The organism is Caulobacter sp. 17J80-11 (genome assembly GCF_014349105.1).
Taxonomy (GTDB): domain Bacteria; phylum Pseudomonadota; class Alphaproteobacteria; order Caulobacterales; family Caulobacteraceae; genus 17J80-11.
In genome coordinates this window covers 74596-90530 of the sequence record NZ_JACSJI010000006.1, presented here as the reverse complement: position 1 = coordinate 90530, position 15935 = coordinate 74596, and the positions used below count along the sequence as shown (strand labels likewise).

Annotated in this window: 9 protein-coding genes and 1 riboswitch; of the genes, 4 read left to right on the top strand and 5 right to left on the bottom strand. The window is 70.7% G+C overall.

Annotated elements, in window-relative coordinates; genetic code table 11:
• Positions 1–16 precede the first annotated feature (16 nt).
• The gene (locus tag H8B08_RS08190; RefSeq protein WP_187449715.1) at positions 17–1219 is read left to right on the top strand and encodes a Xaa-Pro peptidase family protein; all 1203 of its coding nucleotides are present in this window, start codon (positions 17–19) and stop codon (positions 1217–1219) included.
• On the opposite strand, the gene H8B08_RS08185 is transcribed toward H8B08_RS08190, so the two are convergent.
• Positions 1179–2891, bottom strand: coding sequence for a homoserine dehydrogenase (locus H8B08_RS08185; protein ID WP_187449714.1), 1713 nt, complete (start codon positions 2889–2891; stop codon positions 1179–1181). The two genes, H8B08_RS08190 and H8B08_RS08185, sit on opposite strands and share 41 nt — an antisense overlap.
• 253 nt (positions 2892–3144) lie before the next feature.
• A riboswitch (SAM riboswitch) is annotated at positions 3145–3251 on the top strand.
• 86 nt (positions 3252–3337) lie between these two features.
• On the opposite strand from H8B08_RS08185, the gene metB reads away from it, so the two are divergent.
• Entirely contained in the window at positions 3338–5524 is a 2187-nt protein-coding gene (metB, locus tag H8B08_RS19185) for a cystathionine gamma-synthase (RefSeq protein WP_187449713.1), read from the top strand.
• Positions 5525–5531: 7 nt separating this feature from the next.
• On the opposite strand, the gene H8B08_RS08175 is transcribed toward metB, so the two are convergent.
• The 3 genes from H8B08_RS08175 to H8B08_RS08165 form a co-directional block, all read right to left on the bottom strand.
• Positions 5532–6419, bottom strand: a complete 888-nt coding sequence (locus H8B08_RS08175) for an SIMPL domain-containing protein (RefSeq protein ID WP_255500735.1) — start codon at positions 6417–6419, stop codon at positions 5532–5534.
• 335 nt (positions 6420–6754) lie between these two features.
• Entirely contained in the window at positions 6755–8908 is a 2154-nt protein-coding gene (locus H8B08_RS08170; RefSeq protein WP_187449712.1) for a catalase, read from the bottom strand.
• 171 nt (positions 8909–9079) lie between these two features.
• Positions 9080–9625, bottom strand: coding sequence for a hemerythrin domain-containing protein (locus tag H8B08_RS08165; protein ID WP_187449711.1), 546 nt, complete (start codon positions 9623–9625; stop codon positions 9080–9082).
• Between the two features lie 210 nt (positions 9626–9835).
• Here H8B08_RS08165 and H8B08_RS08160 point away from each other — a divergent pair, with 210 nt between their 5' ends.
• On the top strand, positions 9836–10996 hold the full coding sequence (locus tag H8B08_RS08160) for a PHB depolymerase family esterase (protein WP_187449710.1): 1161 nt from the start codon (positions 9836–9838) through the stop codon (positions 10994–10996).
• Positions 10997–11468: 472 nt separating this feature from the next.
• Positions 11469–12575 carry a 2OG-Fe(II) oxygenase gene (locus H8B08_RS08155; RefSeq protein WP_255500734.1) on the top strand — a complete coding sequence of 369 codons (1107 nt, stop codon included), beginning with the start codon at positions 11469–11471 and terminating at the stop codon, positions 12573–12575.
• A 126-nt stretch (positions 12576–12701) separates the two neighbouring features.
• Here the strand turns inward: H8B08_RS08155 and H8B08_RS08150 are convergent, their stop codons facing one another.
• Positions 12702–15788, bottom strand: a complete 3087-nt coding sequence (locus H8B08_RS08150; RefSeq protein ID WP_187449708.1) for a M10 family metallopeptidase C-terminal domain-containing protein — start codon at positions 15786–15788, stop codon at positions 12702–12704.
• Between the last annotated feature and the right edge of the window lie 147 nt (positions 15789–15935).

Genomic DNA, 15935 nt, shown 5'->3' with positions numbered 1-15935 from the left:
ATCGGGAAGGCGTACCATGACCAAAGGCGTCGGCGGCTCAACGGCGGAGCGTGAACTGGCTGGACTGGGCCGCTGGGCCGCGCCGGCCCCGCGCATCGATGCGGCCGAGCGCGAGCGGCGGATGGAGCGCGCCCGCGCGCTGATGACGACGATCGGCGCCGACGCCCTGATCGTCAACGCCGGGGCCAGCCTGCGCTATTTCGCCGGCATGGCCTGGGGCGCGACCGAGCGGCTGGTGGCGATGGTCCTGCCGCGCCACGGCGACCCGGTGATGATCTGCCCGACCTTCGAACTGGGCTCGCTGGAGGCCTCGCTCGGGATCTCGGCCGAGATCCGCACCTGGGAGGAGCACGAGAGCCCCTATCGCCTGGTCGCCCAGACCCTGGCCGACAAGGGCGCGCGCACGCTGGCGATCGACCCCGCCCTGCCCTTCTTCGCCTTCGACGGCCTGCGCAAGGCGGCGGCCGGCGTCGAGCTGGTGGACGGCGCGCCGGTGATCGACGGCTGCCGGATGATCAAGTCGCCGGCCGAGCTGGCCCTGCTGTCTCAGGCCAAGGCCATGACCCTGGAGGCCCAGCGCCGCGCGGCCCTGATGCTGGCGCCGGGCGTCACCACCGGCGACGTGCGCCGCTTCATCGACGCCGCCCACCGGGCCATGGGCGCGGACGGCGGCAACACCTTCTGCGCCGTGCAATTCGCCGAGGCGACCAGCTATCCGCACGGCGTGCCGGGCGAGCAGGTGCTGAAGGAAGGCGACCTGGTGCTGATCGACACCGGCTGCCAGGTCGACGGCTACAACTCCGACATCACCCGCACCTACGTGTTCGGCGAACCGACCGAGGCGCTGGCCCGGGTCTGGCGGATCAAGCGCGAGGCCCAGCTGGCGGCGTTCGACGCCGTGCGCCCGGGCGTGGCCTGCGAGGCGGTCGACGACGCCGCCCGCAGGGTGCTGGAGGCGAACGGCTTCGGCCCCGACTACAAGCTGCCGGGCCTGCCGCACCGCACCGGCCACGGCATCGGCCTCAGCATCCACGAGCCGGCCTATCTGGTGCGCGGCGACAAGACCCCGCTCGCGCCCGGCATGTGCTTCTCCAACGAGCCGATGATCGTGGTGCCGGGCCAGTTCGGCGTGCGCCTGGAAGACCACTTCCACGTCACCGAGGACGGGGCGGCCTGGTTCACCCAGCCGTCGCCTTCGCTCGAGGCGCCGTTCGGCTGACGGCGGCGGCGCGGCCCTCGCGGCGCAGGTCGTAGAGGTCGGCCATCACCGCCTCAACCGTAGGCCAGCGGCCGGCGCCCTTGCCGGCCGTGTGCACCTGCCGGCCGTCGGCCAGGGTCAGGCGCAGGCGGTTCTCCTCCGCCTCCGCTCCGGCCAGGAAATCGCTATCGAGCAAGGCGACCAGGCGAACCTCGCCGGTCCAGCCGTGCGGCCCGAGCACGGCGCGGGCGACCTGTTTCAGGCGCCCCTGCGCCGGCGTCGTGACGCTGGCGTCGAGCACGTCGGCGCCCTTGAACACGAACGGCGCGTCAGGCGCCGCGGCGCGGGCCAGCAGCTCCAGCTTCGCGGCCGCGTCACGCCCTTCCAGGTCGGCCGACGGATCGGCCTCAGCGAAGCCCGCGCGGGTGGCGGCGTGCACGGCCGCGTCCAGCGTCAGGCCCTCGGCCAGGCGCTCCAGCACGAAGTTGCAGGTGCCGTTGACCACGCCCTCAATCCCGACGACGCCGTCGGGACGACATCGCGCGGCGGCCTCGAGGAAGGGCGCGCCGCCGCCGACGGCCGCCGAGTGCAGCAGCCGTCCGCCGCCGGCCCCTATGGCTGCGGCGAAACGGGTCCGTGCGGCGTTGACCGCCTGTTTGTTGGCGCTGACGACGGCGCCGCCGCGGGCGAGGTACGCCTCGATCAGGTCCGAGCTCGGCTCCAGCCCGCAGCCGGTGTCGACCAGCACGTCGGCGTCGGCGCTCGCCAGTTCCTCCACCTCGTCGGTGAACAGGCCGCCGGCCCGGTGCCAGGCGCGCCGCCCGACGTCTCGGACCAGCACGGCCACCGGCTCGAACCGCTCCGGATCGTCCAGCAGCCGCTCCAGCACGCCGCCGCCGACCACCCCGCAGCCCAGCAGCGCCACCCGCAAGGCCTCGCCCGCCGGCGGGGCGGCGATGCGCACGGCGGTGTCGGGCCCGATCACCGTCTCGTAGGCCGCTCCAAGCGCCGCCACCTCGATCGGCAACTCGACGGCCGCAGCCAGGCGCACCGCCTTGTCCTGCACTAGGGGATGGGCCAGCCGCTCGGCCTCGGCCCAGGTGATGCGGGCGAACGGGCGCGCCCCGGCCCGGTTCAGCGCCGGGTCGCGGTCGTAGACCCCGTCCACGTCCTTCAGCAGGCGCACCCGCGCCCCCAGCCGCGCGGCCAGGAACACGGCGCTGAGGTCGGTGCCGCCGCGCCCCAGCAGCACCGTCTCGCCGTGCTCGCCGACCGCGACGAAGCCCGGGACCACGACCACGTCGGCCTCGTCGAGGTCGCGGCGCAGGCGATCCGTGTCCACGTCGACCGGCGAGGCGTCATGCCGGTCGCCGCCGGCCCGCAGGCCGATCTCGTGCGGGGGCCGCAGGCGGGTCTGCAGGCCGACGCGCTCGGCCGCCAGCGCAAGCAGCGCCGCCGACCGCGTCTCGCCAAGCGCCACCAGGTAGGGCGTGGCCCGGCCGCGTTGTGCGGCGCCGTAGGTCGCCGCGTGGCGCAGCAGCCGATCCGTCTCACCGTGGAAGGCCGACACCACGGCCACGACGGCGCTGCCCTGGCGGACGTAGCGGTAGATTTCGGAAACGGCCGACGCGACGGATTCTTCGCCACGAAGAACAGATCCGCCGAATTTCAGGACGATCACAGGTTTGGTCACGACAGCGCTCCAACAGGCCGGCGCGCCGCAAACAAATCCAACTGCGATGACGGAGAAATAGCTGTCGAGCCAGAGTGCAGGCGCGATTTCACGCGCCGCACATCCCGCTTTAGCTGCATTTCTACCGCGCCCGCAAGCTGATGATCAAATCGGCGCGTCTCTAGGAACGACGCAAGCCGATCCGATCGTCAAGGCCCTCGGCGCAAAATTTTTCCCGCTTGACGAAGTCGGTCGCCGCGCCGCAGCATGAACTCACTCATCGAGACCGGCTGAGGGACAGGCCCTTTGACGCCGGGGCAACCTGCGCTTCGCGCAAGGTGCCAACTCCTGCGGGGACCTCAGGTCCGCGACAGATGAGTGGAGCGCATGCCGCCCAAGGGCCGTGCGCGCTTCACGGTCTTTCGTTTCCGCCGGAGCTCTCCTGAGTGGGAGGCGGAAGAAGGCCGATGACTTCGGCGAACGAACAAACCGGCGCACGCGACTTCGAAGTCGCCATCCCCGACAGCTTCCGGCTGGAGGCCGGCGGCCGGCTGGAGCAGACGCATATCCGCGCCCGGCTGCAGGGTCGGGCGGGCGCCCCCGTCGTGGTCGTCGCCGGCGGCGTGTCCAGCGGCCGCGACGCGGCCGACTGGTGGCCGCAGGTGGTGCGCCCCGGCGGCCCGGTCGATCTCGAGCGCCTGCAGGTGCTGGGCTTCGACTTCGTCCCGGAAGGCGCGAGCACGCCGCCGACGCTGACGACCGGCGACCAGGCCCGCCTGCTGGCCCTGGCCTTGGACGCCGCCGGCGTTGAACGCGCGGCGGCCTGGGTCGGCGCATCCTACGGCGGCATGGTCGGCCTGGCCTTCGCCGAGCGGTTTCCCGAACGGCTGGAACGGCTGCTGGTGATCTCCGCCGCCCACCGGGCCCACCCGATGGCCACTGCCTGGCGCGGCATTCAGCGCCGCATCCTGGCCTTCGCCCGCGAAGTCGGCCGCCCGGCCGACGGCATCGCCCTGGCCCGCGAGCTGGCCATGACCACCTACCGCACGCCAGACGAGTTCGCGCAGCGCTTCGCCGGCGAGGCCCCGGCCGAGGCCGGCGGCGCCTACCCGGTCTGCGACTACCTGATCGCGCGGGGCCGGGCCTATCCCGAGCTGATGGCCGAGGCGCGCTGGATCGCCCTGTCCGACAGCATGGACCGCCACCGGGTGCGCCCCGAGGCGGTCGTCGCGCCCACCACCCTGCTGGCCTTCGACACCGACCGGCTGGTGCCGCTGGCCGACATGCAGGACCTGGCGCGGCGCCTGCCCGCCCTGACCGATCTGGTCGTGCGCCCCTCGCTCTACGGCCACGACGCCTTCCTGAAGGAGGACGACGCGGTCGCCTCCGTCCTCCGCCGCTTCTTCGCCGAGGGCGCAGCGCCCTCCCCCGCCGTCATTCCCGCCTCCCAGGAGTCCGCCGTGTCCCAGCCGATCCACCCCTGTACCGCCGCGGCGCGCTCCGGCGTCGATCGCGATCCGGCGTTCGGCTCGGTGATGCCGCCGCTGCACCTGTCCAGCAATTACAGCTTCGCCGGCTTCGACCAGAAGCGGCGCTACGACTACACCCGCTCGGGCAACCCCACCCGCGACCTGCTGGGCGAGACCCTGGCGGAGCTCGAGGGCGGCGCCGGCGCGGTGGTGGTCGCCACCGGCATGGCCGCCGTCGACCTGGCGCTGCACGAGTTGGAGCCCGGCGACCTGCTGCTGGCCCCGCATGACTGCTACGGCGGCACCCACCGCCTGCTCTGCGCCCGCCAGCGCAAGGGCCATTTCCAGGTCGAGTTCGTCGACCAGACCGACGCGGCGGCCCTGGACGCCGCCCTGGCGCTACGGCCGAAACTGGTGCTGATCGAAAGCCCGTCCAACCCGCTGATGCGCCTGGTCGACATCGCCGAGGTCTGCCGCAAGGCCAAGGCGGTCGGAGCCAAGGTCGCGGTCGACAACACCTTCCTGTCGCCGGCCCTGCAGCAGCCGATCCGGCTGGGCGCGGACCTCGTGATCCACTCCACCACCAAGTACGTGAACGGTCACTCCGACGTGGTCGGCGGCGCGGTCGTGGCGGCCGATCCGGACGACGTCCAGCGCCTGACCTGGTGGGCCAACTGCCTGGGCGTGACCGGCTCGCCGTTCGACGCTTACCTGACGCTCCGCGGCGTGCGCACCCTGTTCGCGCGGGTCGAGCGCCAGCAGGTCACCGCCCAGAAGCTGGCCGAGGCCCTGGCCGTCCATCCGGCCGTGCGCGCGGTGCACTATCCCGGCCTGCCCGGCCATCCGGGCCACGAGATCGCCAAGCGCCAGCAGTCCGGCTTCGGGGCCATGCTGAGCTTCGAGCTGGCCGGCGGCGTCGACGACGTGCGCCGTCTCGTCGAAGGCGTCAGCGTCTTCACCCTGGCGGAGTCGCTGGGCGGGGTGGAGAGCCTGATCGCCCACCCGGCCACCATGACCCATGCGGCCATGGATCCGGACGCGCGTCGCCGCGCCGGCATCGGCGACTCCTTGCTTCGCGTCTCGGTCGGGCTGGAGCACGAGGACGATCTGGTCCGCGACCTGATCGGGGCCCTGGACGCGCTCGTGGAGCAGGCCCAGGCCGCGGAACTGTCGCCCGCGGCCTGAGGCGTCCTCACATCAGCCCGTAAACCACGCAGGCTTCCTCCTGCAGCCACTGACGCGGCGGCTGCAGGGTGAACTGCATGGGCTCGGCCTGGCCGCCGCGCGCCGACATGGGCGCAGGCGGCGGCGGAGGCGGCGGCGGCGGCGAGGCCATGGCGGGCCCGTCGTAGGCGACGTCGACCGGCGCGCCGCCGGAGCCGTAGCTGGGCCAGCCGGCCAGCACGTCGGTCTGGCAGGCCCGGCCGGTCGGATCGATCACCTTCACACGTCCCAGCTTGGACCCGGCCGCGTCGGCCGCCAGCGTGGCCCGGCGAGCGGCGTCCTTGACCGCCTCCTTGGACAGCCAGGTCCTGACCTCGTTGTCCGGCTCCAGCCGGAAGCCGACGGGGCCGACGCTGGTCGGCTGGGCGGCCTGCACGGCCGCGTACGCCCGCTCCAGCACCGCCATGTCGCGGACGTCGATGCGCAGGCTGGCGGAGACCTCAAAGCGGTCGATCTTGTCGGCCCGCTGGTTCTCCAGAATGTTGCCGTCCTTGTCGCGATACTGCTCGTAGAGCGGCCGCGTCGACAGGGTGGTCTCGATCCGCACCTTGTCGGCGCCGTAAGACCGCAGCGCCGCGTCGATCTCGCGGACCTTGGCGGCGGCCGCCTGCTGGGCCGCGGCGGACGTGCGCTCGACCGCCTGGAACTGGGCCGAGAAGGACGCCCGGTTGGCCGGAAGCTCGGTGCGCACCAGGCCGATCGAGGCGATCACCGGCTCCTGCATCCACCACGGCGCCGGGACGTAACGCGCGCCCATCTGGGCCGGCGGCGTCTGGGCCGCGGCGATCGACCAGGCCGCAAGCACACTCGTCGTCACGCCGACCGCGAGCGCGGCCCTCAACATTCCGCGGGACATGGCGCCCCTCCCCTGCTTTTGCGGAAAAAGTCTGGCGTGGCGAAGCTTCGCCGTAAAGCTGCGCGGGCGCGCCCTGCGACCAAGCCGGCCGGACAGCCGACGGCTGTAGCGGAAGGGAGACAGCCACCGGGGCCGTCAGCCGCGGGCCTCAGGTCAGGGGCGACCCTGCGATGGCGCCGCCTCCCCGGCTCGAACGGGGACCTCTAGACCGCCAATCCAGGGGACACTCAGTGAACTCAGGGGCTTAGAACCATCGGCCTAGCGCCGGGAAGCTTGCGAGGCCGGCCGGACCGGCGCGCACCGCGAGTACGGCGCCCCCCTTGACGGAGGCGCCCTCACGCCTTGGCGTCCAGGTCGACCTTGGGCTCGCGGTCCCAGAAGCGCAGGGGCGCGCACGCCTTCAGGAAGGCGGCCGCGTCCTTTGGTCCGCCCAGGGCGATGCAGCCCGCGTCGATGTCGTCGGCCAGCCCCGCCTTCTCGAAGAGGACCATCACCTCCGCGGAGTAGGCGATAAACTTGCAGTGCGCGAAGGCGTCGGTTGCGAAGTCCTTGGCGGCGGAGTCGCCTGCCAGAAGCGTCGCCCCTGCAGGCGAGGCGACGATTGCGACGGCGTCGTAAAGCACGGACGGGCCGCCATCGATCTTTTGGTCGGCTGGAACCTTAGCGCCGTCGGAAAGGACCACGCCGCCTATCTTCGGGGCGATAACTTCGTAAACCGCCTTCTCAGCCTCCACGGCGGCCACCAGGGCGTTGAAAAGGCCGGCGTCGGCTCCTTCGGTGAGGAGGATTCCGAGCTTGCGGCCCTCGAACCGCTGCGGGCCGCGCTTGACGATGCTGAGCGCGTCGGACGGCGGCAGATCGTCGACGACCGGTCGCGCGGCCTTGGCCGGCTCCGGCATATCCAGGCCGAGCCCGTCCGCCACCGTGCGGGCGAGGGTCCGGTCGACATGCAGGAGGTGCGACACCACGCGCGAGCGGATGTCGGGGCGCTCGACCTTGCTCAGTTCGAAGGTCAGCGCGTCCCCGATATGCTTCCGCTCGATCGGCGTCTGGCTGACGAAGAACTGTCGCGCCTGGCTGTAGTGATCGGCGAAGCTTTCAGGCCGCCGGCGCGTCTTGGGCCCGCGTTCCTCAGCGGCGAAGCTGTGGAAGCCGCGCTCGGGATCTTCGCGCGGTCCGCCCTGCTCGCCCCAGCTGTTGGGCTCGTAGTTGGCGCGGCCGACCGGATTGCGCATCGCCATGTGCCCGTCCTGCTGGAAATGGGCGAAGGGACACTTGGGCGCGTTGATCGGCAGGTGCGTGAAATTGGGCCCGCCGAGGCGCTTCAGCTGGGTGTCGAGGTAGGAGAAGTTGCGCCCCTGCAGGAGCGGGTCGTCCGAAAAGTCGATGCCCGGCGGAACGTTCTGGGTGCAGAAGGCCACCTGTTCGGTCTCGGCGAAGAAGTTGTCGACCCGCCGATCCAGCACCAGGCGGCCGACGACGCGGACCGGGATCTCCTCTTCCGGAATGATCTTTGTCGGGTCGAGCACGTCGAAGGCGAAGCTTTCGGCGAACGCGTCGTCGAAGAGCTGCACGCCCAGCTCCCACTCCGGGAAGTCGCCGCTACCGATGGCGTCCCACAGGTCGCGCCGGTGGAAGTCCGGATCGGCGCCGTTGATCTTCACCGCTTCGTTCCACGCGACCGACTGCAGGCCGAGCTTCGGCTTCCAGTGGAACTTGACGAAGGTCGAGCGGTCCTGGGCGTCGAGCAGGCGGAAAGTGTGGACGCCGAAGCCCTCCATGAACCGGAAGGAGCGCGGGATCGCCCGGTCGGACATGACCCACATGATCATGTGCAGGCTTTCGGGCGTAAGCGAGATGAAGTCCCAGAAGTTGTCGTGCGCCGACTGCGCCTGGGGGAATTCGCGATCCGGCTCCGGCTTCACCGAGTGGATGAGGTCGGGGAACTTGATGGCGTCCTGGATGAAGAACACCGGGATGTTGTTGCCGACGAGGTCCCAGTTGCCTTCCCGGGTGTAGAGCTTGACGGCGAACCCGCGCACGTCGCGCGCCAGGTCGAAAGACCCCTTGCTGCCGGCCACCGTCGAGAAGCGCACAAAGACGGGCGTGCGCTCGCCGACCCGCTGGAACACGTCCGCGCGGGTGACGTCGGCGAGGGAGTCGGTCAGTTCGAAGTAGCCGTGCGCCCCGTAACCCCGCGCGTGGACCACCCGTTCGGGAATTCGCTCATGATCGAAGTGGAAGACTTTCTCCCGGAAGTGGAAGTCTTCCATGAGGGCGGGACCGCGGTCGCCCTGCCGTAGGGTGTTCTGGTCGTCGGCGACCGGCGCGCCTTGCGAGGTGGTCAGGCGTTCCGCGCCTTCTGCGACGGTCTGATGGGTTTCGCCGCCGCCGCCCTGGAGCTCGCCGTAGCTGGTGGAAATCCTCGCGCCAGCCTTCGCCGTTTCACCCCGTCTGGAGCCGGGCGTCTTTCCAGTATGGCTCGGCATATTTCGCTCCCACGCGCTTACAAGGACTGCGGGACGGCGAACCTGTGAGCGGAGGGTTAGGTCCAGGCGGGGCGAAATTTCGGTCAGACGCTCGAGGCGGTCGAGCCGCCCGGTAGGGGGCACCCGGCTCCAGCGAGGCGGAGAAGGTGGCGGGCGGCTCGTCGAGGCTGATTAACGACGTCGCGCGTCCGCCATGGCGTCACCCGTCAGGGATGACGCGCCAAAGGTGGTCGGCCGTGCCGGGGGCAACTCGCCGCGCTTGGCCAGGGCCGTCAACTCGAGCTTTCGCGCATTCATCCGCTCCCCCAGAGCCTCGAGGTCGAGACCCGCTTTACGCGCCTGGGCGAACAGGCTTCCGTGACGACGCTCCTCCTCGCTGACGTGGTGCGCGATTTCCTCCTGCAGGACCGTCACCTTGGCCTCGAAGTAGTCGTCGTCCGGCGTAGCCGCCTCGATCTGGTTGATCAGCACCTTAGCCGCGTCGTGCTCGACATAAGCCTCGTTCAACATGTCCTCATCGACCTCGCCGCGCAGCGACGGATAGAAAATCTCTTCCTCGATGAGGGCGTGCACCCTTAGCTCGGTGCAGATTTGTTGCGCCAGAGCGTGCTTGCGCTCGGCCCCGCGGGCCTTTTCGAAGGTTTCGAACAGGGCCTCCACCTTGCGGTGATCAGCGCTGAGCAGTTGCAGGGCGTTCAGCTTCGTCGGTTCCGCCATGACGCGTGTACTCCATAGGGAACCCCGGTGAACGCCGCGCGTCCGGCGCGGTTCCGTCGACGAATTCTCGCCTGAGCGAAGGGCGCCCGAGCGGGCGGTTTTTCGCCCCTCGGGGTTTTACGCCGCACTGCAGCATTTATATCCCTCCCTTGCGAGCGGAATGCTGCATCGCAACAGTCCACCCCTTGCCCCGAGACGGAGTGATCGATCATGCCGAGCCTGGGAGAGAGCACCGAGCTGTTGGCGCGCCTGCGACGGCGGGCGCAAAACGGCCCCGCCACCCCGTATGCAGGCGAAACCCGGCTCAAGGAGACGCTCGACTTCGGCGACAACCCCGGCGCGCTACGCATGCTCACCTACGTTCCCGAGGGGCTCGCGCCGAGCGCGCCGCTGGTGGTGGTCCTGCACGGTTGCACCCAGCGGGCCGAGGCGCACGCGCACGCCGCGGGCTGGCTGACCCTGGCCGACCGCTGCGGCTTCGCCGTGGTCGCGCCGGAACAGACGCAGGCCAACAATCCCAACCGTTGCTTCAACTGGTTCCAGCCCGAGGACGCGACGCGCGGCCGGGGCGAGGCGGCCTCGATCCGCGCCATGGTCGCTCACGCCATTCGCACGCACGGGCTCGACTCTAGACGCGTGTTCGTCACCGGCCTGTCGGCCGGCGGGGCCATGACCTCCGTGATGCTCGCCACCTATCCCGAGGTGTTCGCCGCCGGGGCCGTCGTCGCGGGGCTGCCCTATGGCGTGGCCGCCAACGTACAGGAGGCGCTGGCCGCGATGCACGGCGGCCGCGCCCACGCCGCCGCAGACTTGGGCGCCCGGGTGCGCCGCGCCGCGCCGGCCGGCTCACCGCTTCCGCGCCTGTCGGTGTGGCACGGGAGCGCCGACACCACGGTCAAGCCCCGCGCCGCCACGGACACGGCCCGGCAGTGGGCGGCCGCGCACGGCCTGGCGTCCGAGCCCGACGAGACCCACGCCCTGTCCGGCCGCACCCGCGCGGTCTGGCGCGGCCCCGGGAGCGACGAGGTGCTGATCGAGCTCAACCTGATCCAGGGCCTCGGGCACGGTACGCCGCTGGCGACGGGCGCGCCTGAGGGCGTGGGCGCGGCCGGGGCGTTCATGCTGGAAGCGGGGGTGTCTTCTTCGCGGGAGATCGCCCGCTTCTGGGACCTCCCCGAGACCGCGTCCCCTGTCGCCGCCAGCGAAGCGGCCACGCCGAGACCGGCCCTTGCGGACGCGCCCGAGCTTGGACGCCGGCATCCGGTCCCCGCCTCGCTCGGAGACCAGGTGATGGCGGCGCTCGAAAAGCACGTGCCCGGCGACGTCCAGGGAGTGATCGCGAGCGCGCTGCGCACGGCCCGACTGATGTGAGCGCCCGTCTGCGAACCGAATGCGGGGGCGCGTCAAAAGTGAGAATGAGGCCGAGGGCGCTGGCTCAGCGCACTCGCATTTCCCCCGCGCAGCACGGCCGTTGGGGAGTGGTACCGCCTCCCCGGCTCGAACGGGGGACCCATTGTAGCCCCTTCGCTACGGCCGGAAGTCTTGCTCGCACCAGTGGTGGACACCTGCAGGCCTTGCTCTGGGCGCGTTCGCTCTGTACCTCAGCCGGGCTGAACCCCACCTGAGCCGTGGGCTCTCGCGGAAGCCTACGGCGATCCGCGATGGTTCACCCGGAGTTTCTGCGGGCGCTCTGCGCCAGCCGTGAGTCGCAGCAATACCGAATTGCCATTGGCGAGAAGGCGATGGAATGCCCCGCCGAGGGGGGGGCGTTGCATCAGCCCCCCTTGCGCAAATGGCGAGAGTTGGCTTGATGAATGGCGTTCCTGAAATTGTGACGTCTCCCTTGGATCAGCGCTATCGCCTGTTGCAGCCGGGCGACCCCGCGCCGTGGTTCACCGCGCAGGCCACGGGAAATCCCCGGTACGTCTTCGACACCACGGCCGGCCGGTACATCGTGCTCTGCTTCTTCGCGACGGCAGGAGACGCGGCGGGGCGATCGGCGCTGTCTCTGATCGACGAGCACCGCCAGCTGTTCGATGACGAGCGCTTCTCGTTCTTCGGGGTCAGCCTCGATCCCCACGACCGTGACCGGCTCACCGACAGCCTGCCCGGCGTTCGCTACTTCTGGGATCTCGACGCCAAGGTCAGCCGACTCTACGGCGCAGCGCCCGAGGCCGGCGACGAGTCGAGCGTTCGGGCCCGTCGTCTGTGGATCGTGCTCGACCCGGCGCTCAGGGTGCTCAAGGTCGCGCCGTTCGCCGACGACGGAGCCGACCGCGCCGAGTTGTCCGCCTTCCTCGAGGCACTGCCGCCGGTCGCGCGATACGCCGGCCCCGAGATCCAGGCGCCCGTCCTTTACTTGCCCGGCGTGTTCGAAGCGGAGTTCTGTCGGCAGCTCACCGACGCCTACGCCGCGCACGGCGGCGAGACGTCGGGGTTCATGCGCGATGTGGGCGGCAAGACAGTCGTGGTCCACGACCCCCGCCACAAGCGCCGCGCCGACCACACCCTGACCGACGAGAGCCTCATCCGCGAGGCGCAGCAGCGCGTCCTGCGGCGGCTCGTGCCGGAGATCCGGCGCGCCTACCAGTTCGAGGTCACGCGCATGGAGCGCTACCTGGTGGCCTGCTACAGCGCCGAAGACAGCGGCCACTTCCGGCCGCATCGCGACAACACCACCAAGGGCACAGCCCACCGCCGCTTCGCCGTGTCCATCAACCTGAACGCCGACTTCGACGGCGGCGAGATCGGCTTTCCGGAATACGGCCCGCGCACCTTCAAGCCGCCGGTCGGGGGCGCGGTGGTGTTCTCCTGCTCGCTGCTGCACACGGTGACGCCGGTCACCCGGGGGCGGCGCTACGCCTTCCTGCCGTTCCTCTACGACGAGGCGGCCGCGCAGCTACGCGAAGCTAATCGGGCGTTCCTCGGGGAGCTCCCCGGCGGGGGGTAGGCGGGACCGAGCGACCCGAGCGGCCTCGGCCCTCGGACGGCCGCGCGCCGGGGGGCCGGACGCGACCGGACGTGTTCGAACTCGCTCCGGACGCCTGTGCCGACACGCGCTCAAGCAGGGGCGGGATCAGCCCCAGCCCCACGGGTCGATCTGATGCAGGTTCGCCGCGGTGACCCCGGTCAGGGTCACGGTCGAGCCGTCAGAGAAGGTGAACACCGCGTCCGCCCCGACCTGGGCCAGGTTGTAGGTCACGCCTGAGCCGGCGTAGGCGGAAAAGTCCAGCCGATCCTCAGCGCCGCCGGCCACGAAGTCGGCGACGGCGTCGTGACCGAAGCCGGCGGCGAATATGAACAGGTCGTCGCCGGTCCCTCCGGTCAGGGCGTCGTCGCCTCCGCCGCCCACGATGATGTCGGCGCCGCCGCCACCGAGGATCACGTCGTTCCCGGCCCCGCCATCCAGCACGTTGGCGACAGAATTGCCGCGCAGCGAGTCATTGAAGGCTGAACCGGTGACGTTCTCGATCGACACCAGGGTGTCGGTGCCGGCCCCGCCGGTGGGCTGCGTGCCGCCGGCGTTCAGGTTGACGCTCACCGCCGCCGCCGCATGGGCGTAGGTCGCCGTGTCGTTCCCGGTCCCGCCGTCCAGCCGGTCCTCGCCGCCGCCGCCTTCCAGCACGTCGTCGCCAGCGCCGCCGACCAGGGTGTTGGCCCCGGTGTTACCGCGCAGACTGTCGTTGAAGGCAGAGCCGGTGACGTTCTCGATCGAGATCAGGGTGTCGATCCCGGCCCCGACAGTGTTCTGGGCGCCCGAGACGGTCAGGTTCACCGTCACGCCCGACGCGGCGCCGGCGTAGGTGGCGGTGTCGAAGTTAAGGCCGCCGTCCAGGGTGTCGTTGCCGGCCCCGCCGTCCAGCAGGTCGTCGCCGCCGAGGCCCGAGAGTACGTTGTCGCCCGCGTCCCCGGTCAGGCGGTCGTCGTAGCGCGAACCGGTCAGGTTCTCGATCTCGGTGAGGGTGTCGGAGCCCGCCCCGCCGGTGACCTGGGCGTCGGTGGTGGTCAGACGCACCGTCACCGCCGCGGCCGAGTTGACGTAGGAAGCGGTGTCGATCCCGGCGCCGCCGATCAGGTGGTCGTGGCCGCCGCCGCCCTCCAGCACGTCGTCCCCGCCCCCGCCGTACAGGTAGTTGGTGCCGGCGTGGCCGCGCAGGTTGTCGTTGAAGGCCGAGCCGTTGATGTTCTCGATCGACTTTGGCGTGTCGATCCCGGCCGCGCCCGTGTTTTGGGCTTGGCCCATGTCGTTGAGGTTGAGCGTCACCCCGGCCGTCGCCGACGAATAGTCGGCGGTGTCGACGCCGGTCCCGCCGTCCAACTTGTCGTCGCCGCCGCGTCCGTCCAGCACGTCCGCGCCCGCGCCGCCGGTCAGGATGTTGGCCCCCGCGTCCCCCTTGAGGGTGTCGGCGTAGGACGAGCCGATCAGATTTTCGATCTCCGCCAACGCGTCCAGCCCGGCGGCGATGGTGGCCTGGGCGCCCGCCAGGCTCAAGTCGACGCTCACCCCGACCCCGCCCGTGGTGTTGGCGTAGGTCGCCGTATCGTTCCCGCTCCCGCCGACCAGGGTGTCGTTGCCCGCCCCGCCGTCCAGCAGGTCGTTGCCGCCGCCGCCGTTCAGCACGTTGGCGTTGGCGTCGCCGCGAAGGGAATCGGCGAAGCCGGACCCGGTCAGGTTCTCGATCGAGCTGAAGGTGTCGGTCCCCGCCGCGCCGCTGGCCGTGCCAGCCGTGAGGCTGGCGGTGACCGCGCCCGACGCCCCGGCGTAGGAGGCCGTGTCCGTCCCCGTCCCGCCGACCAGGACGTCGTCGCCCAGGCCGCCTTCGAGCACGTCGTCGCCGGTCGCGCCGTCCAGGCTGTTGTTCAGAGCGTTGCCCGTCAGCGCGTTGCTCAAGCCGTTGCCGGTTCCGTTGAGGGCGGTCCCGATCAGCACCAGGTTCTCCACGTTCGCGCCCAGGACATGGGTGAGCGAGGCGCGAACCGTATCCACGCCGCCGCCCGCCTGTTCGACGGCGACGTCCCCGAAGTTCTCGACCTCGTAGAGATCGTCGCCGGCGCCGCCGAGCATGGTGTCCGCACCGGTTCCGCCGATCAGCACGTCGTCGCCGGCGCCGCCGGTCAGCTGGTCGTCGCCGGCCCCGCCGGACAGCTGGTTGTTCAGGGCGTTGCCGAGAATGAAGTCGGCCAGGGCCGATCCGATTCCGTTCTCGACCTGAGCCCCGTAGGCGATGGACAGGTTGTCGGTGAAGCCGCAGACGTCGCTGAAGGCGCCTTCGTTGAGGTCCAAATTGATCGCGGTGGCCGAGCCGGAGAGGTCGATGGTGTCGATCCCGCCGGCGTCCCAGATGCAGACGATCGGGTTGGTATTGGCGCTGAAGTCGTAGGACACCAGCCCCGCGGTCGAGTGATAGCCGTAGACCGTGTCGCCCGTGCGGGTGGTCGTATTGGCGCCGTAGACCGCCTGGATGGCGGCGATGTCGTGCAGCAGCAGGGTGGCGCCGGAATAGGTGAGCCCCGACCGCATGTGGAAGGCGCCGGTCTCGGCGGCCGCGAAGTAGGACATCACCGTGTACTGACGGCTGTCCTGGAAATACTCAGCGTCGGCGGCGTAGGTGATGTCCGAGCCGTCGGCGTTGTATTCGCCCGGATGCGGGAAGCCGAGACCGTGCATGATCTCGTGCATGGTGGCCATGAAGTTATAGCCGCCGACGACCCAGCTGCGCGTGCCCACCGTCTCGGTGTTCAGCCAGATGCTGGAAGCGAGGACGCTGGTCCCGGCGTCGCGCACGTCGGCCCATCCCCACACGAAGTCCGGCATGGTCGACGAACTGCCGAAGGTGAGGCGGCCGAAGAAAGAGCCGTTGTCCGGCACCTCGACGAAGCTGATGTTGGCGACGTCGGCGATCATCTGGAACGCCATACGCACGAAGCCCTGCTCAATGTCGCTCAGGGCCTGGAAGCCGGCGTAGTCCGGATCGCCGCCCAGGGCGGACGGCACGGCGGTCAGGAAGGCGTAAGGCACCACCGCCCCCGGCCCCCAGGAGATCCCCCAGCGCTCGAAATTGGCGATCACCTGGTTCAGGTTGAAGACCGGCTTTTCACCGGGCGCGGCGCCGGCGGCCGCGGCCGCGGATTCAGCCCACGCGATGCTGTCGAACTGGCCCATGCCGGCGCCCCCCAGAGACGTGTTTGGGGGAGCCTAGGCCGAACAGCCAAGCTTGACAGCCGCGGCGTGCGTATCCGCGTTCGGATTGCCGCCGACTATGCCCTTTGGGGCACGCTCAACGCGCCAGGGCGCGGCGGTCGCCCGCCG

Bases quoted from the DNA above. Each gene is read 5' to 3' on its own strand.
- H8B08_RS08170 (WP_187449712.1), bottom strand. From the start codon at position 8,908: ATGCCGAGCCATACTGGAAAGACGCCCGGCTCCAGACGGGGTGAAACG.
- H8B08_RS08165 (WP_187449711.1), bottom strand. From the start codon at position 9,625: ATGGCGGAACCGACGAAGCTGAACGCCCTGCAACTGCTCAGCGCTGAT.
- H8B08_RS08175 (WP_255500735.1), bottom strand. From the start codon at position 6,419: ATGTCCCGCGGAATGTTGAGGGCCGCGCTCGCGGTCGGCGTGACGACG.
- H8B08_RS08150 (WP_187449708.1), bottom strand. From the start codon at position 15,788: ATGGGCCAGTTCGACAGCATCGCGTGGGCTGAATCCGCGGCCGCGGCC.
- metB (WP_187449713.1), top strand. From the start codon at position 3,338: ATGACTTCGGCGAACGAACAAACCGGCGCACGCGACTTCGAAGTCGCC.
- H8B08_RS08190 (WP_187449715.1), top strand. From the start codon at position 17: ATGACCAAAGGCGTCGGCGGCTCAACGGCGGAGCGTGAACTGGCTGGA.
- H8B08_RS08160 (WP_187449710.1), top strand. From the start codon at position 9,836: ATGCCGAGCCTGGGAGAGAGCACCGAGCTGTTGGCGCGCCTGCGACGG.